This window comes from Gracilibacillus massiliensis (assembly GCF_001458115.1).
Taxonomy (GTDB): Bacteria; Bacillota; Bacilli; order Bacillales; family Amphibacillaceae; genus Gracilibacillus; species Gracilibacillus massiliensis.
In genome coordinates this window covers 266,972-289,830 of the sequence record NZ_CZRP01000013.1, presented here as the reverse complement: position 1 = coordinate 289,830, position 22,859 = coordinate 266,972, and the positions used below count along the sequence as shown (strand labels likewise).

Below are 22,859 nucleotides of genomic sequence, written 5' to 3'. Positions count from 1 at the left end.
CTTAAATATAAGGAGATCCCTTTACTCGAAATATGGTTTTAAACCGATAGATAATCCCGAGATATTCATGCAAATAGTAGTGATGAATTAATTTTTATCAATTAAAAAACTTGCCAAAACTTCCATTGCTTAGACACTAACAAAATATTGGTGGAGTAGGATAGTTTAACAATTTTAAAGATAAGGAGCGAGTGTTATGGAAGATAAAATCGAAAAAATAATACAAAAAAATTACGAATTGGATTATTTTATAGGAAATGTATTGGTTGCGAAAAATAATCAAATTATCTTTAACAAAAGTGATGGTATGGGTGACTATGAGAAGCAAATTCCACATACTTCTTCGTCGAGGTTTTTCATTGGTTCTGTATCGAAACAATTTGTAGCTGTTGCGATCATGAAACTGCAAGAAGAGGGAAAATTGTTAGTTACCGATACAATTGACAAGTTTCTTGAAGATTATAATTATGCCTCTCGTATAACCATTCACCAATTATTGACTCATAGTTCTGGAATTATCAACTACACAGAAACCCCTGATTATTATCTGAACAGGGAAAAAGAGCATACTCCTCAAGAAATCATTGATTATTTTAAAGATAAAGAGCTAATGTTCGAACCCGGCAGTTCATTTTACTACTCTAATTCAGGATATGTTCTACTAGCCCAAATAATTGAAAGTGTTTCGGCTCTTCCATTTGATGTTTATATGGCAGAAAACATCTTTTATCCCCATAACATGAATCACACTGGAGTCCTCAAAAAAGGTACAAATATTGACTCACCTATGATTGGCTACACCGGAACTATGGAAGGTTATAAAGCAGGGCCCGCTTGGAACATATCTATATTTTATGGAGCCGGCAACTTATATTCCACAATTGAAGATCTTTACAAATGGAACAGAGCATTATACTCAGATTTAATACTGTCGTCACATTCCCGTGAAGAGCTTTTTAAAAAACATATAGGAAACTCTGGATATGGATGGTTTGTTAATCAAGATCACGTATATCATGATGGAAGAATTACAGGATTTAATTCCCTAATTAAAAGAAAATTAGATGAGAAGTTAGTTATTATCATATTAAGTAATCGAACATATTATGGTTCTCGAATTGTGAACATGTGTGATGATATTTCCTCGATTCTGAATGGAAGGGAAATCGTATTGCCAAAAAAAGTAGAGTGCCTTGATGTTGTCAATGCAGATCTTACAAAGTACGTTGGTGAATATTTTGAACCCAACATGAAAGTATCATTCTTTGCAGAAGTAATTAATAAGAAGCTTTGTTTTTATGTTGAACTAAATCCTACATATAAATTTGAAGTTAGTCCCATCAAACAATCCACCTCCGAAGACACCTTTAGTTTAGGAATGTCCCCAGGGGTTGTAACATATAAGAAGGACTCTGAAGGTAATGTAACAACAGCTACACTTGCAGAGGATGGATTTTTAGTTAGTTTAGATAAAATAGAGTAAGGGTATGATTTAAAATCAAATAAGAATACGAACTTAAATTTTGAAATTTTGTAGCGGCTATTTTTGGAATAATAATATAGATGCTATATTCGGGTGAAAACGTCGAAAGAGGTTGGCTAGAACATGAAAGATTATCAAATTAAAAAGTTAAAGCTAGAAGATTATAATAAATGCAGTAATATTTGGGATATGGAGAAGGTACCGGAAATGGCTAGAAAGTTTCTCATTAAAGAAGATATCCCGTATTGTTTTTATAAAGATCCGCAATATGGATTCATCGGGGATATCTTTGTCGAAGCCACCTATAGGAGAAATGGCTATGGTAGATTATTAACCAACTGTGCTATCGATTGGCTATTAAAAATGGAGATGAAGACAATTCGTTTATTGGCAAGTGAAAATGCAAAGAAATTATATCAGGAATTAGGATTTCAAGGCACAGACGAAATGGTTCTGTACAGATAGTAAAAAGTCTTATTATTATTTAAATAGATTATCGCCCATAATGTGCTTGATTATTTGAATAAGTGTGAATGTATAAATATGATCTGGACATGGAATTGATAAATTATTGTTTAAATGTAAGTAAAAAAGAGGTGTATGATGAAGACGGTTGATAGGGCTAAAATTGACGATTTAGATAAAATAGTAGACATAGACACTGAGGTTATTGGCAATTCAAACAGGCGAGACTATATTGAACATTCCATTGAACGTGGGCACTGTATAATTGTGAAAAATAATTATGATATTGTAGGTTTTTTAATATACGATACAAATTTCTTTGAATGTGCTTTTATAACGATGGTTATTATTTCACCTTCCAACAGACGAAATGGATGCGCAAGTTTATTGATTGAATATATGGTAAGTTCATCTCCTACTACTAAAGTATTTTCTTCTACTAATCGTTCTAACATTAGTATGCAAAGAGTATTTGAAATGAATGGTTTTATTCAGAGTGGTATAGTTGAAAACTTAGATGAAGGTGACCCGGAAATCATTTATTTTAAATCAAAAAGTTAGTGCTTGAGGGAGTTGAGTTTAGTGGATTCGAAAAACACGATAAGATGTCTATGTAAACAAAGAGAAACAAAAGAATTAAAAGTTGAAGGAGATGTTGGTGCAGACCCTATTTGGTGTAATCGCTGTAATTGTAATCTTGAAATAGATGAAATTTCGATTTCACTCGGTTTAAAGTTGGAGCTAATACATTGGATGGGGAAATATGGAGAATGGATAGATTGGGATAATGATGATGAAATCGTTCCTAATGGATTAAAACTTGAAGATCAACATAATAAACAAGGATTAAAACTAACAAAACAAGTGCAAAAACAACTAGAAGGGCAATACATAGTTGTATTTTCTCCATCAACATTTGCACGAAGATATGCGAGTAAATAGCAACATTTTTTTAAACTGGTTTAGTCAGGATTGGACTAGGATTTGTCGATGATAAGCTCATCATGGCTTTATAAAGATTACTGGCAGTTCAAGAACATAACTTGTGTTTTAGAGAGAGGGGAACATATGAGTAAAAAGAAATATTATTTTCTATTTATGCCACCTATGCTCATAATAGGAGTATTTTTAATATTTTATCTGCCCGCAAGTCAAAGAACATATGTGTTATTAATTCCTATTCTTTTTTGGATAATTTATTATATTGTGATTTTTATCGAGAAGAGAATAAATAGGAAATAAGATGGTGGAAATATTCAGTTCGGTTCATTTCTTTAAAAGGAAATCGAACTATTTTAAATGTGCAGCCTTATTAATACGGAAATATTATCTAAGAACCAAAAATCTGCTAAGTCTGTGAAAATGAAATACTATCAATCGAAAGGATGATAGAGTTTTGGAAGAAATAAACCTTGCTTCAAGAAAAAGTAGAATATTTGCTTTCATGATAGACCATTTTGTGTTAACCATTACTGCGTTTTTTCCATTAATGATTATTCTGATGAATGTGGAAGTGCAAACTGGATTTATGTTTGCAATCGTTGGTATATGGGTATTTATCTTTTTTATTTTTCTCACTATGAAAGATACTTTTAAAGGAAAAAGCCCTGGTAAGAGGATTATAGGTATAACAGTAAGGGATGCAAATAACATAGATGCTGTACCGACGATTTCAAGGTTGTTTGTAAGGAATTTATTATTAATCATTTGGCCAGTTGAGTTTATCGTTTTGGCAACAAAGGAAAATAAGCAAAGACTTGGGGATGAGATAGCTAGAGCGGTTGTGGTTAGAGAAAGAGATATAAGTCTATGGAAGCTCATTACAGTGATTCTTTTTGTCATCATTTTTTCAATCGGAATATTAATTTCGACCATTTTACTTTTAGTAAAGAACAGTGATGCATATGAAGCGTCTATTAACTATATTGAAAGCAACGAGGAGATCGTTGAGGAAACAGGTGGTATTGAAGGATATGGACTTCTCCCTTCAGGTAGCGTACAAATTAGTAATGGAGAAGGAGAAGCGGTATATTCGATTCGTGTAAAAGGGAAAAATGAGGATATTCTTGTTGAAGTATATTTAACTAAAGAGCCAAGACAAGACTGGGTGGTTCAAGAAGTTTATTATGATTGAAGGATATCGATTAGTAGTACCTTAAGTTTATGAGAAAATTCTATTATTGTTAGAGGTGTGTACTCGCATAACCTCCCAAATTAAAAGACCTTTCATTTCACCATTTATATATTGGCGTATGCTAAAGGTCTTTTAATATGTAAAATGAGTTTGTTATTTCACTCGTTGACGCTTACTCTTCATTTAAGTGTCCTAATAATTGCTTTGTTGTGCTTTCTAATGTTGGGTCTTCGATTTCTACAAAATAAATACCATCTATATAAGTGTCGATAAGCGATTCTTTTAAGTCAATGACTTCAACGTTATAATTGTTTCTATTAAGATCAGTTATCATTTCTTTGGGGATATTTGTCTCTTTACTCGTTTGGATTTGTTCCATCAAGTGATCCAATACTTCCTGTTCTGAAAACATGTCTTCTAAAGAACTCTTTGGATATTTTTTGTTAAGGTAATCTGCTATTTGCGTAACTCCTTCTACCGGAAAATATAAATAGTAATCGACCGGCACATTTAAAAAGTTAGAAACAGTCAACATACTAGCATTAGGATCTGGATAATAGGCGCCAGTGTGTAATAATTTATCTTTCATTTGTTTATTTCCTTCCGCATCATAGATATCTACATATGTGTCACGAGGTAGTGCCACTGCTTTTATACTTTTATCATCGCGATTAATTGTCAAAAGAATATTAACCGGATTACGATGCGGAGGGGCAGACGAATCTCTTGCCATTACTAAAGTTGAAAATGTCATATCTTCCTGTTGAGCAACCATTGAATCCGCATTGGGACTTTCATTAGCAATAAAACTAGGCAATAGCGCAATTGCTAATAGGAATGCAGCCACTGTAGCCACAATTGGTACAATACGTCGATTCGGCTTTTTATCCTCCTTCATTTCTGTCTGATGGCGTATTTTTTGTATTGTTTTATCTCGATCCTCTTTGGTGAACGTTAATTCTTCGTTCTCTATATAGTAGGACAACTTTACATCAAACTTTTTATCCATATATATTCGCCTCCTCGATAACATCTTTTAATTGATCTTTTGCTCGCCTTAATCTGGTTTTCACAGTGTTTAGATTAACCTCAGTTATCTCTGCAATCTCTTCCAACGTTAACGACTTATAATAATATAAAAAGATGAGCTCACGGTATTTTGGAGCTAAAGAAAAAATATGATTTCTCATTTCTTGTTTTTCCGCTTGCTTAAGAATTTGCTTTTCTGTAGAAGGTAATACCGTAGTTATTGCTGTTTCCATAAACTCTCTGACAGATGTTTTTCGATAATTCCAGCTTTTCAAATAATCTTTACACTGATTGATCGTAATCCGGTATAACCATGTTTTTATCGATGCATCATATCTAAAAGTCTCCAAATTTTGATAGCATTTTATAAACGTGTTTTGTACCATGTCTTTAGCTGTTTCATGATCTTTTACATATTGATAAGCTAGACGGACTAGATCATCTCCATGTTCTATCATGATTTCTTCTAGTAATTCTTCTTTCTGTTGTTCAGTCATCACACCACTCTTCTCTGCTTGTTCTTAAATTCATTTATTTGACGGAGGCGGAATATAAATAGTTTCAAATTATTTAAAAAAGTATACATCATTTAGTTTAACCTTTGGCTCCAATAAAAAATGACATATTATGTTAATATAATAATGAAGTGCAGAAAATGAAAGGAGGCACATCCTATGATTCATATTGTATTTGGCGCTACTCCAACAAGTAATTTAACATATGCCTTACAAAGTAAAAGTCATAAGGTCATTGGTTTTCCAATCGATTTTTCAGTTGGACCGCTTACTAATATTCATAAAGAAAGCGGGATAGAGCATTATTTTAATTGGTTAAAATCGTCTTTTCATTTAATCCATGACAACCTTGAGGATGATCAGGAAACTTATTGCCGTTCACTACAAAAAATAGTTGAAATAGAAGACGGAGAACAAATAACGATTTGGACGTGCGAAAATGCTTCAGAGCAGATTGGCCTTCGAATTGCTTGTTATCTATTAAAAGACAAAAATGTTGAAGTAAACTATATAAATACTTATCACGCCATGCATGATTACATAAAAGATAAAGAAGTAAGAGTGAACATTCGTCATACAGGTGAATGTAATAGAGAACAGTTGCTTCATTTCTATCGTAATTCCATTCATTCAATTTCAGAGGAAATGAAAAGTGATTATTCAAAAAAAGGGGAGAAACTGCTCAGTAACAATAGTCCTGCTCGCTCTTGGTTAGATGGGAATATTGTCAATGAGAAAGAAACGAAGGATGACCGATTTATATTAGAGCATGTTCAACGATTGCAAAGAGAAAATAATAATGATTATATAAAAGCAATAATCGTTATTGGTGAAGTATTCGGACATACAGACCAAGCTTTATCTGATGTCTGGATTGAATACAGAATAAGGTCTCTGATTGATTCTCAAAAATTGGTATGTGAAGGGAATCTTCATTCCATATGGACATATAAAGTAAGAGCTGTGGAATAAGGAGGGAGAACAATGGTCTATGACTTAAAAGGTGAGCCAACAATGCAACCAATTGTTGGAATGCTCTACTCGGCTGTGAAGGAAAATTATGAGCGTCTCAAGTTAATAGCCAAAGATATGCCGCAACAGGAAATGGATTATAAAGGACCAAAAGATAATTATAATAGCACCGCTCAATTAATTTACCATATTCTCTGTGTTGACATTCACTGAGTTTACCGGATAAAAGATGAGCCACTTCCCATTTGTTTAAAAGCACAATATGAACCGATGTTAGATGCAAATAGTAGACTTCCAATGTTAAAGGATAAATCATGGGAAACTTTGATGTCGGAATGTCAAAGTCTATTAGTTATGTTTAACGATATATGTTTAAATCTTACAGATGCTGATTTAGATAAAGTCGTGCAGTTTGGTTTTAACAATGAAAAACAAGCAACTATTCGGTGGGGGATTTGGCATATGGCTGATCATAACCGTTATCATCAAGCACATATTAATCAGCTTAGGAAATGGTATAAGGAAGCATGATGAAAGGTTAAAACAGTGGATGTAATGATGAACTATAGAAAGGGAAGAAGTCTGTTTTTCAATGGGGGATTATATGAATAAGGTACATTTTAAAATTTATTTGAAAAGACTTTTTATTTTATTAATGGGTATTTTTCTTCTTTACAGTATTTATATACAACTAGAATACAGAGGTTATCTTAAACAGGAACGTGAAGGGAATTATCAATCTTTAAAAATTATTTCTGATAAAGGTAGTAATTTGGCTGACAAACTGGAGGAGTTTGTCTCTTTATGTCCGGTGCAAGAGAAAATGTAGAGGAGAGTGAGTTAAACAACACGTGGAAAGTTATTAATGCGGAGAGCAAAAGTATTCACTCCTATTTATACACTATTTCAACTATGCATACAGAAGAGGAAGCATCAGATTGGGATTTATTGCAATTTAGCTTGTTTCGTGTGGATGACTTCATTGCAGGTAAGACCAATCAATTTCTGGGAGACCGTTCTTATCCGATAACTACTCAAGAAAAGGAAAAAATGAAAGCCATTATTTCAATTTATAGAACAATTAGTGAGCAAACAAAGCAGAATCCTATAAACTTAGAAAATATTTTACAGTCTATAAAAGAAGAAATGCTTGTGATATATGATAATTACCCCGGTATTTTAGAACGTATGGGTAGGTAACAGGATAATCTGCAGGGGTAGATATATAAAGACCATCTTTCATAAAAAAAGACTCAGAATTTCCTGAGTCTTTTCAACTTTCATATATTAATGAGGATTTTTACTTTTAAAGCACAGATATTACTATTGTTAATTGATAGTAGTTTATATCTTTCTCCCTTCGTTGGTTTATACGGCAGTAGTTTGCGGATCTTCATGTCCAAGGATTTGCATTAAATAGCAGGTTGAAGTTTCTATTCATGAAATACTTCTACCCATCGACTAAACTTTTAAGTAGGGCTAGGTACCTAGTCACCTTGGTCTGACATTGTCTCATTTTTTTTTGAAAATAGCCGTATTTTCTACTCGAATGGACTCTACTTCTCCACAGTTTAAACAAAATGTATATATTTTATTTGATCCAGTTAACGACATTTTGTTAGGTTTAATAGGCATATAATCTGTTCCTTCAGCGAACTCAGTTCCTCCGCATTTAAGGCATTCACTATTTTCCATATTCACTATCTCTCCTTTCTTGTATGCATAAATTGGTAATCTATATCTACATACGGATTTACCTCAAATATGTTTCAAAATTAAAGCTGTTCATGAATAACAACCGTGTGAATTATTCACATAAAAGTTAATTTTCTGAAACTCCAATAAGAGGAGTGGGATTCATTTTAAGATTTTGTTAACAATATGACTTATATAAATGGTACACAACATTAATAAAACAAGTTTTAATAGATAATTTTAAAAAAAATCCCCTTATTAGAGCTTGTTAAACAAGATTTATATTTCTACAAAAAGCGCACCTATCCATATACATTGGTAAAATAAAGTGACCAAGCATAAGGTAGTAATATGTTCCAACAAGTCAGAAGGCGCATACGAGATTATGGAAGGAATTGAAAAGGAAATTTTGTGAATGGGGGGGTGTGAATCCAATTGAAACATCAGGAATATGAAGAAAAGTTAGCAGGAGGGAATGTTTCCACCGTTTATCGCATAGGTGATACTGTGCGACGCGAACTAAAGCCAGAAAGTGATAATATTCATAAGTGATTAAGGCATTTAGAGAAAAAAGGTTTCCCTTATGCGCCTAAGTTTTTAGGTATCGATGATAAAAACAGAGAAATGTTATCTTTTATCAAACTTAGGCGAGAAGACTCCTTCCTCAAAACGTGAAGCGTTTAGGTGGGAGATGAATCGCCTTTTTTGAAAATATTCATGTTATCTTTTGTGCGAACTCTTGTTCTTTAGTATAATAGAAGATAGATAAAAACGGAAGGAGTGAACAACCGATGGCTGTTCAACACAAAGCTTATCAATATCGTATTTTTCCGAATAAACAACAACAAGCCTTCATGGTGCAGTCTTTCGGTTGTTCACGTTTCGTGTTCAATCATTTTCTCGAAAAAATCAAAAATAGAGAGGAAGAAAACCAAAAAACACTACAAGTGAATGCGTTTAAGAATGAACTAAAAAGCATGAAAACAGACTATGTTTGGTTGAAGTTAGTCGATAGCATCAGCTTGCAGGCAAGCATTGAGCATTTGAACGATGCAATGGTTCGGTTTTTCAAGAAGCAAAACAAATTCCCACAATTTAAAAGTCGCAAACATCCGGTGAAAAGCTATACCACCAAGTCCGTGAATGGCAATATCAAAGTGACAGAAACATATATTAAGTTACCAAAAGTAGGATGGATTCGATACGCTAACAGTCGCCCTATCCCGGATAGTGCGGTGATTAAACGCGTAGTAGTACGTCAAAATGCAGCAGGTAAGTATTTTGTATCTATTAATGTAAAAGAAGAGGTTGAAAAAAGAGATAAAACCAACCAAACCATCGGTTTGGATATGGGGTTAACACATTTCGTTATCGATTCAAATGGCAACAAAATCAACAACGAACGTTATTTTCAATCTTTAGAGAAAAAGTTGGCTAAAGCTCAACGTTCTCTTTCTCGAAAACAAAAGTTTTCGAATAATTGGCACAAACAAAAGAAAAAAATAGCTGCTATTCATGAGAAAGTAGTGAATAAAAGAAAAGACTTTCAACATAAACTATCTTCTGAACTAGTCCAACAGTATGATGTCATTGCCATCGAGAGCTTATCTGTTTCTGATATGTTAAAGGATAAATCATATAGCAAATCTATCCAGGATGCTTCCTGGAGTGAATTCGCTACGATGTTAGCTTATAAATGTGATTGGTATGGCAAAGAACTTGTAAAAGTAGGGAAGCATTTCCCTTCTACGCAAATATGTTCTTCTTGTAAACAGAAGCATTCGATAACCAAGGATACTTCTATTCGAGTTTGGACATGTCCGACTTGTCAAACTAATCATGATAGAGACATCAACGCAGCTGTTAATATTCTCGAAGAAGGTATGCACCTTTCAACCGTCGGTGCGACGGGGATAGCCTGATAAACTTAGAGCCGTTAGGTTCTATGACCCAGGAATCCCCTTCCTCAACAAGCTTTAGCTTGTAGGTGGGGGTAGTTCAACCCTTCGACTGCCAACAAATACATCTGTTGTTTCTCTGCTTTTTCTTCTCTCCATTTTTGATACTCCATCGATGCTACCTCTATAGATTTTTTATCGATAATGCCATCAGCTATCATTTGTGCCCCCTTGGTCGATACAACTCCAGACCAGATCGATGTAGCTGACTCAAATCCTTCCTCATTTCGTTGTACTTCTTCATGCTGAGGGGAAATGTGAATTTGCGTTAGGCCACTTTTTTCAAACATAGCTGCTAAATGATCTGCTATTGCGTTATTCATTGCGGCATCGGCTCGCCATTGTAAGAACTTCTCATAAAAATAGTGCATAGATGCAGGCACTTCTGGTTGCCAGTAGATTTTCTCATGGTTGTAGTCTAATACAATGACTTTACCACCCTGTTTGGCACTTCTAATAAGGTTCTCCAAAGCTTTTTCTGGGTGAGCTAGCCATTGTAATACTCTTGCTGAGGTTACGATGTCAAATTGATTTTCATAAGGAAGGTCATAGATGTCTGCTGTTTCAAATGAAAGTGAAGGTATATCTTGATAACGCTGACGTGCTTTTGTGATTAAGTCTATATCATTGTCTATTCCAATGACTTTTCCGGTGGGTCCGACTGCTTCTGCTATTCCTGAAGTGATTGCACCAGTGCCACAGCCAACATCTAATACAGTCATTCCGGGTTTTAGTAGCTCTGCTAGCCTCCTGTGTGACCATGTTAAGGAACGTGTATCAATTACAGATGAATCATTCAACTTAGCTCTGCTTTTTGCCTTTTCCATAGATATCCTCCTCTTAATAAATATAAAAAAACCTCGCCTCTATATAAGATATAGAGGCGAGGTTTACTCGCGGTACCACTCTAATTGATTATTGCTAATCCAGCTTTTTCAGTAGCCAACACTACCTATCCTGATAACGGTGGAGACCGATCTCCCTTACTTCAGTTTTCAGGAAGTAGCTCTTGGACAAGTTCAAAGGATAATAACTGCCAATTCCCACCAACCATTGGCTCTCTGCTTAAGTTTACTATCCTTTTACTATTTCCAATCATAGCTTGAATGTAATTGAATTATTAGAAAAATATCACATCTTGGGAGGTATGTCAATTTCTGTGATAAAAGAGAATAGCATTTCTATATATTTGTTGAACAACAAGAAAAAAGACCATCGCTCTGCCAAGCGATAGCCTCATGCTTCAAACACGCAAGGGGGATTTTCTCCCTTTGCATACTCCATATTATACTTTCATTATAAATGAAATATGCAAAAACAACAAGAAAGATGTGATTAGATGACCATATGGACCATTGTTCTTTGTTCTCTCTGTATTAGCTATTGTAATTTCACTCATTTCTTTAGTTATTACTTTAAAAAATAGGTGAAATGATAGTTTTAATCAAATTTATTTTTCTCCATCGTATACTGTAAGCCCTCGCTACTACAATTCTTGAGGCTATACCTGAGAAATAAGATCACCTATTATTTTGGCTTGATGGTTGTCACTAATTGCTCTTCATCCGTAATATAAAAATCCATTTCAGGTCGTTTATCGATTAATTTTAATTGTTCTAACTTGTGAAAACTGACCTTGCGATATGGATCGTAATCAATAATGGGTAGTTCTTTCTTTTGCGCAATATAGTTATCAACCGCTCGTTGAACAGTATCTAGTGCGTAGGCGATATGTTTATCCTTTTCCTCAAATAAATCATAGGTTTCTTTTGACATATAGTATGTTTTTTCAGGGTTTGCTTTTAAAATCGGGGCAAGCAATGTGTAATCTAATGATAAATCGTCTTTTACCAGGATCTTAAGCGGAATGTTCGGTGGTAAGTCTTGACTGTATTGATGTATAGCAGATTGTATTTCTTCAAACGATACGTCTCTTACCGGGAATATTTTTGCTTCTTTTGCTTTCTTTTTAAACCACAAATTTCCTCACCACCCTTTTGATCAAATTTTAGCTAAAAAGCCATCTCAGTTAGCTCTTATAAGAAAATTATATCAAACATTGCTCAAATTGATAGGAAAATCACAAAATTCAAGCGATTTCATTCCATTTTATATCCATTTTTATCAAAACTTGCTACATTTAAGTGGAATACTTTATTAGGAGGAATGTGAAATGGTAAAAGTGTTGGAAAAGGTATGTGAGATTAGTCCGAAGACATTGGCTGTAGTTGGGGCAGAGGTTAAAGGAGATTTTTTTACGAGAATTATTGAATATGAGGAAGCGGATGATTATGAAACAACTTGGAGTGCCCAAAAGGTGATGGACACTACCTGTAAAGAATTTGGTATTAGCTTAAGAGGTCTAATCGAAGGGGCTCGAATGCTCAGCGGGATTACGCATAAACCACCAATAGCTATTGATCGGTTAAGCGGCATGTATTTTTTTCCTGTGGAATCACCTTTAAGAAAAGCATGTACGTGGATCGCACATTCTCATGTATTAGAAGTGGAAAAGTTAGATAGTCACTTGACGCGTGTCGTTTTCAAAAATGGTCGTGATTTGATATTAGAGATCTCCTATGCAACAATGATTAATCAATTATATCGAACGGCACAATATCGTTACTTACTTAGCAATAAAATGGAGCACATTTTAGAAGCATCACAATATGTAACAGAAGCGAAATGGCATAAAAAGCACCGATAAAGTGATAGCGGAACTTTTTAGGAAGTTAGCGTCTGTTTATCCTTTGCTTATCCTCCTTGCTATAGCTTGAACTTTTTATTAAGGATATTATGGACGCTTATACCATGATTGTAATCTAAAAAAGGGACTAATCGCATTGTCGATTCGTTCCTTTTTATTTTAGATAGAAATCTTTCTCTTAAAATATAATTAATGGGATTTTATGTTAAAATATACTTAAAAAAATTTGATTTAAAAGTTGAACTATATCTAAAGGAGGAGTTTCGTTGAGTACTTTTGCAGCCATCATCATCATTGTCTTAGCGGTCTTAGTGGATTATTTTTGGTTGGATCATGATCAAAAAAGATGGGGTTGGATGAAAAATTGGTCAAAACGTAATAAAGGTTTATTATTTATTGGCTTTATTACTGCTACTGGCTTAATTTACTTAGGGTTAAGTTTTAGTTATTTTCAGTAATCTGGGAGGCAGTGTTTAATGAGATTCTTTTTTTACTGTTGTGCTATTATCGTCATGTTAAATATACTCATAGGTTGCTCAAATGAAGGAACCTCTTCAGATTCTGATCCGGAAGTGGAAGGTTATATACTTGAAGTCGAAGAAGATAGAATATTAGTTGCTGAAGACATTACTTCTGAAAAATTTGAGGAAATAAAAAATAATACTATACAAGAATTAGATGAAGAACGAATATCACTTATTTATTTAAGTGGTGTTAATGGTGATAATTTTGACAAGGGTAATCATGTGCAAGTTTGGATTGAGGGTGGTATCAACACGTCTTATCCTGGTCAAGCCAAAGCGCAAGAGGTAGAAGAGATAAAATGATTTGAGGAGATAGTGTGATTATTGAAACAAATAGATTACTAATACGAAAATTTGAACCTAAAGATTGGAATTTTGTATATGAATATACATCAGATAGAAAGGTTATGAAATACATTCCAGAGGGTATATTTGATGAAGAAGCAGCCAAGGAATTTGTAGAGCATAACAGTGGAGATTATGCCGAAAAATTTCCTGTGATAAAAAAAGATGAAAATACGCTGATTGGGCATATTGTTTTTCATAAGTGGTTTGGAGAACACACTTATGAAATTGGATGGGTGTTTCATCCAAAGTATTATAACAGAGGGTATGCTACTGAAGCTGCAAAGGCAGTATTAGAATATGGTTTTAATCAATTAAACTTGCACAGAATTATCGCTACCTGTCAACCTGAGAATGTAGCGTCTTACCGGGTGATGGAGAAGATTGGGATGAGAAGAGAAGGTTATTTCAAAAAATGTATTCCTCACGGTGATGAATGGTGGGGTGAGTATTTTTATGCGGTTTTAAAAGAAGAATGGAATGATTAAATAAGGAGGTGATATATGGAAGTTAATTTAGTTGTCGTTGCTGCTGTTATTTTTAGTCTGATATGTGTTATTACCGCTATCTTTCAGGTTCTCTTAGCTCTTGGTTATCCCTTGGGAGAATTTGCATTGGGAGGGTCGTATAAAATACTACCTCATAAACTTCGTGTAGTAAGTGTATGTAATGCTCTGATTCTTTTGTTTATGGGTTTGGTGGTTTTGCAACACGCTGAAGTTTTTACCAGCTTTGCATTTCTATCTACTAATCTATTAATGTGGGTTATAACTGTTTTTCTCGGTTTAAATACGTTAGCAAATTTGATATCCCCAAGTAAAAAAGAACGGTATGTAATGACACCAATATCGACTGCAGCTTTTCTCCTATGCTTATTAATAGTCCTTTCTTAGAATTGAAAGATATATTTATCACGGTATTAAATTTATTCAAGTTGATGTAATGAAAGAATTGAGGGGAGAAAGATTGAATATGGATGTATGGATTTTGTCTTTTTTAATCATATTTATGCTTCATAACCTGGAAGAAATTATTACGGTTGAAAAATGGATTAGTAACACATATCCTCGGATTCGTGATAAGATTCCTTCGTTTCTACAAAATAAACTTAATGTCTATAGTGATATTACGTCTGCACAGTTTGCTGTCGTAGTTGGTGTGTTTTCTTTTTTTGTCTCCGTATTGATTTTGATAACCATAATGACTCAACATTACCATTTGTTTTTAGGAGTAAATTTACTTTTTGCTTTAAACATTTTTACCCACCCATTACAGGCATTGTATTTACGGTGCTATGTTCCAGGTGTCCTAACATCATTATTATTGATCATTCCTTATTATAGTTTGTTTTTCTATCACTTTCACAATACTGATTTATTATCATGGAATTCAGTTTTTGGTGGAATAGCTACTATGGTCTTCCTTCTGCCACTATTTCTACTAAGTCATAAAATTGGAGAAAAGTGGAGTTAGTTTTTTAATACATTATTCCAATGGGATGTTAGTTTTTTTAGACATCCAGTTTGGAACTTTCATATAATTAGGCATTCTATAGTTTCTATAAAGATCAACACCAAATTCTATCTTTTAGCTGTTATTATTTATTATATTTTCTTTTATTAATTTAATTTTTTCTTTGAAAGTTAAAAGTATACTTTGTTAATCAAAAGGCTCGCTTTATTTCGAGCCTTTTGCATTAGTAGATAAAATATAATGGCAGAGAAAGTATGAGAACTGCCCCAACTGGAATACATGCTATGGTCAAAGGTGTTGCCGTTTTTTGAAGCATATCTGCCGGATTTTTAGCTGGTGTATGCACCAAATTTGCGATTCTTTGTGAGAGTGATTTTTTTAGCGGTATCTCAGGAACTTCTACTTCAAATTGGTCAAGCTGCTGTTTTAATTCTTCCGGAATATCCTTTTTATTCATTATCCGCTACCTCCAATATCTTTTTAAGTTTACCGAGTGCCGCGTGCAGTCTCGACTTTACGGTACCGAGTGGTATCTGCAAAATCTCCGCGATTTCTTTTTGACTAAAATCATGATAATAATAAAAGATAATAACAGATCGTTGTTCCAGAGGCAGCTTTAATAGCGCAGCCTTTATGGTTATCTTTTCTTCTAATGAAATGGATGATTCCTGTTTAGTTTCGTATAAAAAAGGTAATAATTTTTGTAACTTGTTTTGTCTCTTCAGTTTATTCATTGTTATTTGATAAGCGATTCGAAACAGAAAAGTGCGTATATGTGATTTACTTGCATCGAATTGAGCCTGATACTTTTGATATTTAATAAACGTATCTTGCACAATATCATAGCTCATGTTTTCATCTTGTGTATAACGAAAAATGAAGTGATAGATCTGCTGATGATAAGTATTAAATAGGTCTTCAAGGTTAGTATCTTCATTTGAATTCATCGGACCACCGCTCTTTAATGCCTTTAAATACATATGCTAGGCGTGTTATAAACCATATGGAAGAGAGCATAGAAAACATAAAGGCTTGGTGAAGGAAAAATTGCACCCAATTATTATTTATTGTTTTTTCGTTTAGTAAACAGATAGCTAATCCCACAATACAGACAAACGCATAGGCGGCACATATAATTGTGATGTAATCCCATCTCGTCCAGTAAAAATAAATATCTGTTTTTTTAAAGTCGACTTTCCCTAGTCGATCCTTTACCACTTTTTTATTCAGTGTAGCAATAACTATTGCAAATCCAGTTCCTAATGATATTGCTACAATTGTACTAATTAACCAACCTAATTGCATGTTTATCATCTCCTTTATTTACTTATACCACTAATGGAGATGAAAAGTTCGATTGAAAGTAACAATGTTATAATTTCACTTCCTCTTGAGCAGAAGAGGTTGACTCAAAAACATGTGCAAGTAATTCTTCAAAAATGATTTCTACTTTTTTTCGAATAGCTGGGTTAAAGTAGTTTCGTTTTTCCTCTTTTCCTTTGCAGATAAACAAATAAGAGGTGAAGGAGTCATTTTTCTCTAAGGCGACGACTTTGATTTTTTCCTTGTACATCTTTTTTCTTAAATCTCGTCGTTCTTCTGTTGCATTTTTTTCCATTTTCTTTAATACTGCAATATATGGTTCATTGATTTTGAATGGTGCTAATTGATTCATTTTCTCTAAATCGTGTTTAATAACCGTAAGAGCCATTGACAAAAATAGAAAACGTGATGCTAATTTCCATTCGTGCTCGTTTAAATATCTCATTTTCCATTTCCTCCTCTAAAGGGAACATTTGTTCTTATTGTATGCATAATTTTTAAAAAATGCAACAAAATTGTAAAAAAAATTAGTAGAAAATCGAGGATTAATGTGAAAGAATAGGAAAATGAGGGGAAACATATTAAAATAAATATATATCATACTTTTGAGCCAATTGAAGGAGATAAATTATGTATGATCACATATAATATTAGTAATATTGACAAAATCGATGTAAATGAAATCAAAGAACTAATCGAAGCAGATGAATATGGACAGTTGATGAATTTCTTATTGCAAAGCTATGAAAGCTTGGGTCCTATACCTGGATTTTTGCTGCCCTTTATGGAAGCATTTCTGCCATTTTTACCGATTATCGTATTTGTAATGACAAATGCAGCGGCATATGGTTTATGGGAAGGATTTCTCTTATCGTGGGCAGGAGCAAGTACAGGTTCTATTGCCGTGTTTATGCTAGTACGACGGTTTAGACATATTCGTTTATTGCGCTGGATTAGCAGAAACAAACAAGTTACCAGAGTAACGAACTGGCTAGAGCGACATGGCTTTGGCCCATTGTTTTTACTACTGTGTTTTCCTTTTTCACCCTCTGCTATAATTAACTTAGTAGCAGCGATTTCCGGAGTGGGTGTTTATCAATTTGTTTTAGCGGTTTTATTAGGAAAAGGTGTGATGATCTTAACCATTGCTTTGATTGGAGATAGTATTGTCTCCTTTGCACAAAATCCTGTTAAAACGATTATATTAGCAGTAGCTATCACGATTCTCTGGATTGTAGGTAAATATATAGAAAAACACCTGCAAAAAAGAGCCGAAGAAAAAGGTGAGAGTAAAAAGGGTTAGATCTTTCCAAAATGGGGTAAATTAGTTAATAAAGAGAGTCCCGCTTGGAGGGAATGACTATGCAGAAAAAAAGAATCTGGTCGATTGTAAGAATTATCGTCTTTGCTTTGTTGCTTGCTGTGTTTTTTCGTTCTTATTTATTTGCAAGTTATGTTGTAAATGGCAAATCGATGGAACCAACACTGCATGATGGAAATCTATTAATGGTCAATAAAATGGTATATGATTTAAAGGCAATAGATCGTTTTGATGTCATCGTTTTTCATGCCAATCAAAAAGAGGATTATGTAAAAAGAGTGATTGGTGAGCCGGGCGACCATATTGCCTATAAAGATGATGTATTATATATCAATGGAGAAGCTGTTGAAGAACCTTACTTAGAACAGTATCGTATTCCAGGAGAAATATTAACAGAAGACTTTACCTTAGAAGAAGTGACAGAGCAAGAACGAGTGCCAGAAGGAAAGTTGTTTGTTCTGGGAGATAACCGAACGAAAAGCTATGATAGCAGAGAGATTGGGTTTGTTGATCAAGAGTCCGTTGTTGGAAAAGTAGATATTCGTTACTGGCCAATGTCCGAAATTAATTTTCAATTTATCAACTAAAATAAAGAAAGCGCTTTAAAACCATCTGTAGATCTTATTCATAGATTTGTGGATGGTTTTTTAATGTGGGAAAAACAGTTATTTTTGGAAGGGATTTGTGCTATAGTAAGGTTATTAAAGTGTGATGATAAGCTATAACACAATTCATCTAATGTCTATGTAGAAACGAAAGATAAGGAAATAAGTGAATTTCTAGATATATATGACTAAATCCATTAGCTGAACTAAAAAGCTTGTCGAAAAAATCAGATAAGTAAGAATAACTGTTATAATAAACTTTACAATAGATCGACTTCATATGAGGGGTGGCGTACCGACGAACCTTCTTTGGATTTCTCCAAGAAGGGAGGTGATGCCTATGGATATAGAAAACGTATTAACACTAATGATTGCTTTTGGCATGCTGGTTGCGTTTATTATGTCCGATAAAAACCGAAAAAAATAACCCCTCATGTGCTTAGCTGGCCTTAGGGGTTACTTTTTCCTTAACGCGCCACCCCTCTTGTTGGGGTTCGGTTTGTTGTAACCGTAGATGGAACGTCATCTACGGTTTTTAATATAATATGTTTTCTTATAGATATTATACCATGAATGAACTAAAATTCCACTAATATCTAACTAAGGTTTAAGGGGTGTCTGAATGTTTCAATATAAAATCGATGAAGAAGTAGCTTTGAAACTAATCGAATTAAAAGATGCTGAATCAATATTTAAATTAACCAATCATTCAAGAGAGTATTTGCGAGAATGGCTGCCATGGGTAGATAACACAACAAAAGTGGAGGATACCAAAGAATTCATACGTTCATCCTTAAAAGATTATGCGAAGGGTAATAGCCTAACCACTTTTATTTTGTATCAAGGAAAGCTGGTAGGCAATGCGAGCTATAACAAAATAGACTGGTTGAATAAGATTGTCTACATTGGGTACTGGCTTGGTGAAGATTATCAAGGAAAAGGAATCATGACGAGAGTTGCAAGAGGGTTAACTGAGTACGCATTTAATGAAATGCAATTTAATAAAGTGGTAATTGAAGCAGCTACAGAAAATAAAAAAAGCAGGTCGATACCTGAACGATTAGGGTTTACGAAGGAAGGATGTTTAAGACAAGCGGAATGGATCCATGATCATTATGTGGATCATGCCTTTTACGGGATGTTAGCGGAGGAATGGAAGAAATAATAGAGGTAGTAATATGCAAAAAGTAACAGTTGAAACATTTGAACTGCACCCGGGGATATAAAGTGTTTTAAAAGAGAATAAATCTAAAATGAGAATCTATCAAGAACGGTTTAGTAAAAAATTAAACATCAAATATAGGATAGATAATAAAAAGGAAGGTTCTTGTGATGAAGAAAAAACTGCTTTTAATAATGGCCATGGTGGTAGCTCTTGTTGGATGTAATACCGGTAATACCGATACGATATCAATAACGGCGACACCTGAATCTGATTATAGAAATACATTTGAAGAGTTGGGGTTGGGACAACTATTTGATTTTGACTTCATTTTGCCGAATGCAGATACAAGTTGGGTTACGTTATGGGTGGAAAAATATAGTGATGGGGAAAAAGAAAAAGAAAAAGAACCTATTGCAGAACTATCCTATGGAATGAGTCCTAATAAAAAGGATGAAGGAAAGTTGGGTTTCGGTATGATAAACCCTCGATCAGAAGATAGCCAAGTGTTTTTATATGGACCTGGGACAACTTTGCACCCTTCCAAAAAAGAACTGGGTTTAGATGCAAAGTCATCATTTACTTGGGGATATGCTACTGAAGAAACTATAAACTTGGAAATAGGTGAAACAAAGGTGTTGGCTGGCTATAGGCAAGCAACTGGAAACAGTATAAGAACATATGGATACCAAACGGAAGAAGACATTGAGAGAATGATAGAGGAAGATAGTATTGTATTATTACTGAAAATAAAAGTAGAAAGAGCTGAGGAGAAGGACAAGTTAGAGTAAGGTTTATAATGATTTAATTCGGACACAAGTTTTGCGATATTGCTTATTGACTATGTTAGTAATACATCCTTCTAGAGTTGATTTATCATCGAATGGATATCCATTTTTTGCAAAAAAAATATTTTTCAAAACTATTTTCATAACCGGTTAAATATTCTACTTTACTTCCCATTTGTCTATAAATAATGGTTACAACCAGGAATTACAACGATATAAACATAATTTCATTGAAAAATAAAGAAAACATCAAAAAAGAAAATATTTACAATGGAAGAACGCTGTTGTATAATCATTCAAAATTATGAATAAAAATAAATATTATGTTGAGGTGAAGAAATGAAATTGGTATGTGAAAAGAAGCAAATTGAGGATTATTTAGATGAATTGGATGAAGTAAATTATTCTGATCCCCGTATCCAACAGAAAGCAACAGAGCTTTTTAATTCATATCAATCAGAGTTAGAAAAAGCGAAAGTAGCATTTGAATTTGTACGTGATGAAATTGATCATTCCTGGGATATTCAAAGTGAACGTGTTACTTGCAATGCATCAGAGGTATTAGAAAAAAAGGAAGGAATATGCTATGCAAAATCAAATCTTCTGGCAGCCTTCCTGCGTTCTCAGGGTATTCCAACAGGTTTTAGTTATCAACGATTAGTGTTATTTGATAAACCAGAAGACGGATACAGTATTCACGCATTGAATGCGGTCTATTTGTCTACACTCGATAAATGGATTCGGCTAGATGCAAGAGGAAATAAAGAAGGTGTAGATGCTCAATTTTCGTTAAATCAAGAAAAACTGGCTTTTTCTATCAATAAAACACTAGGTGAGAAAGATTACCCCACGATTTATTCAAAACCACATCCGCAAACAATCTCAGTCTTAAAAGCGCATAGTAATACACTGGACATGTATAAGAATAACTTACCAGATGATTTGTATTGACGTGTCTCACTTCGAGGTTTAAGTAAGAGTGTCAGTTTATAAAATAGTTTTCCAGACTAAATAAGTAATATCGAATTAATGGAGGACATATGAAAAAGTTAATAACTCTTATTTCACTATCAGTTTTGCTTATTGGTTGTCACTCAAAAGAGGCATCTTCGTTTGAATTAAAAGGTGAAATCGTCAAAATTAGTATTTCAGAATCGAAAGGCTTTTACGAAATCAACCCTAATTTTTTTATCGAGTTAAAGGATGACTATGCTATTGAAATTATTACAAAGGCAATAACAACCGCAGAAAAACAAGCTGGATCTGTCGATATGGCAGAACCTGAGTATGATATGAGAGTATTTTATGACCATGGAAAGAAACATGATTTTCACTTGTGGATTGAAGAAGAGACGACATTGATGGAACTGGAAAACACAGAAACTACTTACTCTATTTCACCAGAGATGACTAAAACATTGCATAACCTGATTAGTAAATAAATCACTATGTTGACTGATTATATTATGAAAAAATTTAAAAATGAAAGTCATGCAAATATCATTGAAGGTGGGAAAGAAATGATTACGGAATTAAACAAAAGCGAGTTTGATCGGTGTATCGACTTAATCAACGACGAGGGACATATGGAAGTGAAAGCTGTCATAGAAGGAAATAACCCTGGTCGTATTTTTGTAGATCATCTAGAGTATCCTGATGCCGCCTTGTTGTGGCTTGGAAATAATGATGGTTTTTTCTTAATGGGAAACGAACAGAACAAGGTATTTTTGGAACAAATTGATCGATTTATCGAAGAGGTAATCATTCCAGATGCAAAAAAACAAGGGTTAGCAGATATAGAAATAATGGGCCATCATCCAAAATGGGATCCCGTCATTGAAAAACTATTCAAACATCGTAAATTAGCGAGCGGCAATCAATTCGTATTTCACTTTTTACCAACAAATGACCTGAGGGAAGAACCTATATTAGAACAAATCTATCAAATTAGAAAGATAGACAAAGCACTTTATAATAATGAAAACAACGAGATTGAAAATATTGACTGTTTACGAAGCAATATTAAAGAATTTTGGTCTACATCTGACAATTATTTTGAAAAAGGACTGGGCTATTGTATCATTCACAACCGACAAATCGTTAGTTTTTGTTTCGCTAGTTTTGTTGCTGGAAATCTTCAATGTATCAACATAGAAACGTTGAAAGAACATCAAGGGAAAAAGCTGGCTCAAAAAGTAGCACACCATTTTGTGAAAGAATGTCAGGAGAAAGGAATGATACCTTATTGGGATTGCATGGAAGTGAATCTTCCATCTGCTGCAGTTGCAGAAAGAGTGGGCTTTACAAAGATATTTGAGTATAAAGTATATGAATTTCCGATTCAATAAAACGTTAAAATA

33 protein-coding genes, 1 pseudogene and 1 other annotated feature are annotated in these 22,859 nt (G+C 33.9%); of the genes and pseudogenes, 25 read left to right on the top strand and 9 right to left on the bottom strand.

What is annotated here, in order from left to right; genetic code table 11:
- Nucleotides 1–196: 196 nt before the first annotated feature.
- The 5 genes from BN3107_RS13720 (at nt 197) to BN3107_RS13695 (ending at nt 4,082) form a co-directional block, all read left to right on the top strand.
- Nucleotides 197–1,483, top strand: a complete 1,287-nt coding sequence (locus BN3107_RS13720) for a serine hydrolase domain-containing protein (protein WP_058308213.1) — start codon at nt 197–199, stop codon at nt 1,481–1,483.
- A 123-nt stretch (nt 1,484–1,606) separates the two neighbouring features.
- Nucleotides 1,607–1,948 carry a GNAT family N-acetyltransferase gene (locus BN3107_RS20125; RefSeq protein WP_058308212.1) on the top strand — a complete coding sequence of 114 codons (342 nt, stop codon included), beginning with the start codon at nt 1,607–1,609 and terminating at the stop codon, nt 1,946–1,948.
- Nucleotides 1,949–2,086: 138 nt separating this feature from the next.
- Nucleotides 2,087–2,509, top strand: coding sequence for a GNAT family N-acetyltransferase (locus BN3107_RS13710; protein ID WP_058308211.1), 423 nt, complete (start codon nt 2,087–2,089; stop codon nt 2,507–2,509).
- A gap of 21 nt (nt 2,510–2,530) precedes the next feature.
- Entirely contained in the window at nt 2,531–2,890 is a 360-nt protein-coding gene (locus BN3107_RS13705; RefSeq protein ID WP_231735329.1) for a hypothetical protein, read from the top strand.
- 454 nt (nt 2,891–3,344) lie between these two features.
- Nucleotides 3,345–4,082, top strand: coding sequence for an RDD family protein (locus BN3107_RS13695; protein WP_058308209.1), 738 nt, complete (start codon nt 3,345–3,347; stop codon nt 4,080–4,082).
- Nucleotides 4,083–4,254: 172 nt separating this feature from the next.
- Here the strand turns inward: BN3107_RS13695 and BN3107_RS13690 are convergent, their stop codons facing one another.
- On the bottom strand, nt 4,255–5,091 hold the full coding sequence (locus BN3107_RS13690; RefSeq protein ID WP_058308208.1) for an LCP family glycopolymer transferase: 837 nt from the start codon (nt 5,089–5,091) through the stop codon (nt 4,255–4,257).
- Nucleotides 5,084–5,608 carry a sigma-70 family RNA polymerase sigma factor gene (locus BN3107_RS13685; RefSeq protein WP_058308207.1) on the bottom strand — a complete coding sequence of 175 codons (525 nt, stop codon included), beginning with the start codon at nt 5,606–5,608 and terminating at the stop codon, nt 5,084–5,086. Before BN3107_RS13685 ends, BN3107_RS13690 begins: the two co-directional genes overlap by 8 nt.
- A 177-nt stretch (nt 5,609–5,785) precedes the next feature.
- On the opposite strand from BN3107_RS13685, the gene BN3107_RS13680 reads away from it, so the two are divergent.
- The 5 genes from BN3107_RS13680 (at nt 5,786) to BN3107_RS13665 (ending at nt 7,798) form a co-directional block, all read left to right on the top strand.
- On the top strand, nt 5,786–6,598 hold the full coding sequence (locus tag BN3107_RS13680; RefSeq protein ID WP_058308206.1) for a DUF1835 domain-containing protein: 813 nt from the start codon (nt 5,786–5,788) through the stop codon (nt 6,596–6,598).
- Between the two features lie 12 nt (nt 6,599–6,610).
- Nucleotides 6,611–6,811 (top strand): hypothetical protein, encoded by a 201-nt coding sequence (locus BN3107_RS20275; RefSeq protein WP_316245035.1) that lies wholly within the window; start codon nt 6,611–6,613, stop codon nt 6,809–6,811.
- Between the two features lie 114 nt (nt 6,812–6,925).
- Entirely contained in the window at nt 6,926–7,129 is a 204-nt protein-coding gene (locus BN3107_RS20270) for a hypothetical protein (protein WP_316245034.1), read from the top strand.
- Nucleotides 7,130–7,202: 73 nt separating this feature from the next.
- Nucleotides 7,203–7,427 carry a hypothetical protein gene (locus BN3107_RS13670; RefSeq protein WP_058308205.1) on the top strand — a complete coding sequence of 75 codons (225 nt, stop codon included), beginning with the start codon at nt 7,203–7,205 and terminating at the stop codon, nt 7,425–7,427.
- Nucleotides 7,403–7,798, top strand: coding sequence for a hypothetical protein (locus BN3107_RS13665; RefSeq protein WP_058308204.1), 396 nt, complete (start codon nt 7,403–7,405; stop codon nt 7,796–7,798). The genes BN3107_RS13670 and BN3107_RS13665 overlap by 25 nt, the downstream gene beginning before the upstream one ends.
- Before the next feature lie 312 nt (nt 7,799–8,110).
- Here the strand turns inward: BN3107_RS13665 and BN3107_RS13660 are convergent, their stop codons facing one another.
- Entirely contained in the window at nt 8,111–8,293 is a 183-nt protein-coding gene (locus BN3107_RS13660; protein ID WP_058308203.1) for a hypothetical protein, read from the bottom strand.
- Between the two features lie 435 nt (nt 8,294–8,728).
- Between BN3107_RS13660 and BN3107_RS19455 the strand changes: the two are divergent.
- A pseudogene (locus tag BN3107_RS19455) lies at nt 8,729–8,935 on the top strand (aminoglycoside phosphotransferase); the annotation flags it as partial.
- Between the two features lie 149 nt (nt 8,936–9,084).
- Nucleotides 9,085–10,215, top strand: coding sequence for an IS200/IS605 family element RNA-guided endonuclease TnpB (gene tnpB / locus BN3107_RS13655; protein WP_058308202.1), 1,131 nt, complete (start codon nt 9,085–9,087; stop codon nt 10,213–10,215).
- 44 nt (nt 10,216–10,259) lie between these two features.
- On the opposite strand, the gene BN3107_RS13650 is transcribed toward tnpB, so the two are convergent.
- Both BN3107_RS13650 and BN3107_RS13645 read right to left on the bottom strand, forming a co-directional pair.
- Nucleotides 10,260–11,078: a methyltransferase domain-containing protein gene (locus BN3107_RS13650; protein ID WP_058308201.1), complete on the bottom strand. Its 819-nt coding sequence runs from the start codon at nt 11,076–11,078 to the stop codon at nt 10,260–10,262.
- A gap of 49 nt (nt 11,079–11,127) precedes the next feature.
- Nucleotides 11,128–11,359 (bottom strand) — a binding site (T-box leader).
- 419 nt (nt 11,360–11,778) lie between these two features.
- Nucleotides 11,779–12,231, bottom strand: a complete 453-nt coding sequence (locus tag BN3107_RS13645; protein WP_058308200.1) for a DUF3939 domain-containing protein — start codon at nt 12,229–12,231, stop codon at nt 11,779–11,781.
- 193 nt (nt 12,232–12,424) lie between these two features.
- Here BN3107_RS13645 and BN3107_RS13640 point away from each other — a divergent pair, with 193 nt between their 5' ends.
- The 6 genes from BN3107_RS13640 to BN3107_RS13615 all read left to right on the top strand — a co-directional run bounded on the left by BN3107_RS13640 (nt 12,425) and on the right by BN3107_RS13615 (nt 15,300).
- Complete coding sequence (locus BN3107_RS13640; protein WP_058308199.1) at nt 12,425–12,958, top strand: competence protein ComK; 534 nt, start codon at nt 12,425–12,427, stop codon at nt 12,956–12,958.
- A 266-nt stretch (nt 12,959–13,224) separates the two neighbouring features.
- Complete coding sequence (locus tag BN3107_RS13635) at nt 13,225–13,416, top strand: hypothetical protein (protein ID WP_058308198.1); 192 nt, start codon at nt 13,225–13,227, stop codon at nt 13,414–13,416.
- A gap of 18 nt (nt 13,417–13,434) precedes the next feature.
- Entirely contained in the window at nt 13,435–13,785 is a 351-nt protein-coding gene (locus BN3107_RS13630; protein ID WP_058308197.1) for a DUF3221 domain-containing protein, read from the top strand.
- A gap of 14 nt (nt 13,786–13,799) precedes the next feature.
- A complete protein-coding gene (locus tag BN3107_RS13625; RefSeq protein WP_058308196.1) occupies nt 13,800–14,315 on the top strand; it encodes a GNAT family N-acetyltransferase in 516 nt (171 codons plus the stop codon).
- Between the two features lie 15 nt (nt 14,316–14,330).
- The gene (locus BN3107_RS13620; RefSeq protein ID WP_058308195.1) at nt 14,331–14,720 is read left to right on the top strand and encodes a hypothetical protein; all 390 of its coding nucleotides are present in this window, start codon (nt 14,331–14,333) and stop codon (nt 14,718–14,720) included.
- 79 nt (nt 14,721–14,799) lie between these two features.
- Nucleotides 14,800–15,300, top strand: coding sequence for an HXXEE domain-containing protein (locus tag BN3107_RS13615; RefSeq protein ID WP_058308194.1), 501 nt, complete (start codon nt 14,800–14,802; stop codon nt 15,298–15,300).
- Nucleotides 15,301–15,523: 223 nt separating this feature from the next.
- On the opposite strand, the gene BN3107_RS13610 is transcribed toward BN3107_RS13615, so the two are convergent.
- From BN3107_RS13610 to BN3107_RS13595, 4 genes are all read right to left on the bottom strand, one after another.
- On the bottom strand, nt 15,524–15,757 hold the full coding sequence (locus BN3107_RS13610) for a hypothetical protein (RefSeq protein ID WP_058308193.1): 234 nt from the start codon (nt 15,755–15,757) through the stop codon (nt 15,524–15,526).
- On the bottom strand, nt 15,750–16,247 hold the full coding sequence (locus BN3107_RS13605) for an RNA polymerase sigma factor (protein WP_058308192.1): 498 nt from the start codon (nt 16,245–16,247) through the stop codon (nt 15,750–15,752). Before BN3107_RS13605 ends, BN3107_RS13610 begins: the two co-directional genes overlap by 8 nt.
- Nucleotides 16,234–16,605: a hypothetical protein gene (locus BN3107_RS13600; RefSeq protein WP_058308191.1), complete on the bottom strand. Its 372-nt coding sequence runs from the start codon at nt 16,603–16,605 to the stop codon at nt 16,234–16,236. Before BN3107_RS13600 ends, BN3107_RS13605 begins: the two co-directional genes overlap by 14 nt.
- A gap of 67 nt (nt 16,606–16,672) precedes the next feature.
- A complete protein-coding gene (locus BN3107_RS13595) occupies nt 16,673–17,068 on the bottom strand; it encodes a hypothetical protein (RefSeq protein WP_058308190.1) in 396 nt (131 codons plus the stop codon).
- A 189-nt stretch (nt 17,069–17,257) separates the two neighbouring features.
- On the opposite strand from BN3107_RS13595, the gene BN3107_RS13590 reads away from it, so the two are divergent.
- From BN3107_RS13590 to BN3107_RS13560, 7 genes are all read left to right on the top strand, one after another.
- The gene (locus BN3107_RS13590; RefSeq protein WP_058308189.1) at nt 17,258–17,926 is read left to right on the top strand and encodes a TVP38/TMEM64 family protein; all 669 of its coding nucleotides are present in this window, start codon (nt 17,258–17,260) and stop codon (nt 17,924–17,926) included.
- A 53-nt stretch (nt 17,927–17,979) separates the two neighbouring features.
- Nucleotides 17,980–18,531 carry a signal peptidase I gene (gene lepB / locus BN3107_RS13585; protein WP_187371031.1) on the top strand — a complete coding sequence of 184 codons (552 nt, stop codon included), beginning with the start codon at nt 17,980–17,982 and terminating at the stop codon, nt 18,529–18,531.
- 640 nt (nt 18,532–19,171) lie between these two features.
- On the top strand, nt 19,172–19,714 hold the full coding sequence (locus BN3107_RS13580) for a GNAT family N-acetyltransferase (RefSeq protein WP_058308187.1): 543 nt from the start codon (nt 19,172–19,174) through the stop codon (nt 19,712–19,714).
- A gap of 167 nt (nt 19,715–19,881) precedes the next feature.
- Complete coding sequence (locus BN3107_RS13575) at nt 19,882–20,502, top strand: hypothetical protein (protein WP_058308186.1); 621 nt, start codon at nt 19,882–19,884, stop codon at nt 20,500–20,502.
- A 336-nt stretch (nt 20,503–20,838) separates the two neighbouring features.
- Entirely contained in the window at nt 20,839–21,450 is a 612-nt protein-coding gene (locus BN3107_RS13570) for a transglutaminase-like domain-containing protein (protein WP_058308185.1), read from the top strand.
- An 89-nt stretch (nt 21,451–21,539) separates the two neighbouring features.
- Entirely contained in the window at nt 21,540–21,941 is a 402-nt protein-coding gene (locus tag BN3107_RS13565) for a hypothetical protein (protein ID WP_058308184.1), read from the top strand.
- 78 nt (nt 21,942–22,019) lie between these two features.
- Entirely contained in the window at nt 22,020–22,847 is an 828-nt protein-coding gene (locus BN3107_RS13560) for a GNAT family N-acetyltransferase (protein WP_058308183.1), read from the top strand.
- Nucleotides 22,848–22,859: the final 12 nt, after the last annotated feature.

What these genes read in the sequence shown, in the direction of transcription:
- BN3107_RS13720 (WP_058308213.1), top strand. Translation starts at nt 197, where the DNA reads ATGGAAGATAAAATCGAAAAAATAATACAAAAAAATTACGAATTGGAT.
- BN3107_RS20125 (WP_058308212.1), top strand. Translation starts at nt 1,607, where the DNA reads ATGAAAGATTATCAAATTAAAAAGTTAAAGCTAGAAGATTATAATAAA.
- BN3107_RS13710 (WP_058308211.1), top strand. Translation starts at nt 2,087, where the DNA reads ATGAAGACGGTTGATAGGGCTAAAATTGACGATTTAGATAAAATAGTA.
- BN3107_RS13690 (WP_058308208.1), bottom strand. Translation starts at nt 5,091, where the DNA reads ATGGATAAAAAGTTTGATGTAAAGTTGTCCTACTATATAGAGAACGAA.
- BN3107_RS13685 (WP_058308207.1), bottom strand. Translation starts at nt 5,608, where the DNA reads ATGACTGAACAACAGAAAGAAGAATTACTAGAAGAAATCATGATAGAA.
- BN3107_RS13680 (WP_058308206.1), top strand. Translation starts at nt 5,786, where the DNA reads ATGATTCATATTGTATTTGGCGCTACTCCAACAAGTAATTTAACATAT.
- BN3107_RS20275 (WP_316245035.1), top strand. Translation starts at nt 6,611, where the DNA reads ATGGTCTATGACTTAAAAGGTGAGCCAACAATGCAACCAATTGTTGGA.
- BN3107_RS20270 (WP_316245034.1), top strand. Translation starts at nt 6,926, where the DNA reads ATGTCGGAATGTCAAAGTCTATTAGTTATGTTTAACGATATATGTTTA.
- BN3107_RS13670 (WP_058308205.1), top strand. Translation starts at nt 7,203, where the DNA reads ATGAATAAGGTACATTTTAAAATTTATTTGAAAAGACTTTTTATTTTA.
- BN3107_RS13665 (WP_058308204.1), top strand. Translation starts at nt 7,403, where the DNA reads ATGTCCGGTGCAAGAGAAAATGTAGAGGAGAGTGAGTTAAACAACACG.
- BN3107_RS13660 (WP_058308203.1), bottom strand. Translation starts at nt 8,293, where the DNA reads ATGGAAAATAGTGAATGCCTTAAATGCGGAGGAACTGAGTTCGCTGAA.
- tnpB (WP_058308202.1), top strand. Translation starts at nt 9,085, where the DNA reads ATGGCTGTTCAACACAAAGCTTATCAATATCGTATTTTTCCGAATAAA.
- BN3107_RS13650 (WP_058308201.1), bottom strand. Translation starts at nt 11,078, where the DNA reads ATGGAAAAGGCAAAAAGCAGAGCTAAGTTGAATGATTCATCTGTAATT.
- BN3107_RS13640 (WP_058308199.1), top strand. Translation starts at nt 12,425, where the DNA reads ATGGTAAAAGTGTTGGAAAAGGTATGTGAGATTAGTCCGAAGACATTG.
- BN3107_RS13630 (WP_058308197.1), top strand. Translation starts at nt 13,435, where the DNA reads ATGAGATTCTTTTTTTACTGTTGTGCTATTATCGTCATGTTAAATATA.
- BN3107_RS13620 (WP_058308195.1), top strand. Translation starts at nt 14,331, where the DNA reads ATGGAAGTTAATTTAGTTGTCGTTGCTGCTGTTATTTTTAGTCTGATA.
- BN3107_RS13615 (WP_058308194.1), top strand. Translation starts at nt 14,800, where the DNA reads ATGGATGTATGGATTTTGTCTTTTTTAATCATATTTATGCTTCATAAC.
- BN3107_RS13610 (WP_058308193.1), bottom strand. Translation starts at nt 15,757, where the DNA reads ATGAATAAAAAGGATATTCCGGAAGAATTAAAACAGCAGCTTGACCAA.
- BN3107_RS13605 (WP_058308192.1), bottom strand. Translation starts at nt 16,247, where the DNA reads ATGAATTCAAATGAAGATACTAACCTTGAAGACCTATTTAATACTTAT.
- BN3107_RS13600 (WP_058308191.1), bottom strand. Translation starts at nt 16,605, where the DNA reads ATGCAATTAGGTTGGTTAATTAGTACAATTGTAGCAATATCATTAGGA.
- BN3107_RS13595 (WP_058308190.1), bottom strand. Translation starts at nt 17,068, where the DNA reads ATGAGATATTTAAACGAGCACGAATGGAAATTAGCATCACGTTTTCTA.
- BN3107_RS13590 (WP_058308189.1), top strand. Translation starts at nt 17,258, where the DNA reads ATGATCACATATAATATTAGTAATATTGACAAAATCGATGTAAATGAA.
- lepB (WP_187371031.1), top strand. Translation starts at nt 17,980, where the DNA reads ATGACTATGCAGAAAAAAAGAATCTGGTCGATTGTAAGAATTATCGTC.
- BN3107_RS13580 (WP_058308187.1), top strand. Translation starts at nt 19,172, where the DNA reads ATGTTTCAATATAAAATCGATGAAGAAGTAGCTTTGAAACTAATCGAA.
- BN3107_RS13575 (WP_058308186.1), top strand. Translation starts at nt 19,882, where the DNA reads ATGAAGAAAAAACTGCTTTTAATAATGGCCATGGTGGTAGCTCTTGTT.
- BN3107_RS13570 (WP_058308185.1), top strand. Translation starts at nt 20,839, where the DNA reads ATGAAATTGGTATGTGAAAAGAAGCAAATTGAGGATTATTTAGATGAA.
- BN3107_RS13565 (WP_058308184.1), top strand. Translation starts at nt 21,540, where the DNA reads ATGAAAAAGTTAATAACTCTTATTTCACTATCAGTTTTGCTTATTGGT.
- BN3107_RS13560 (WP_058308183.1), top strand. Translation starts at nt 22,020, where the DNA reads ATGATTACGGAATTAAACAAAAGCGAGTTTGATCGGTGTATCGACTTA.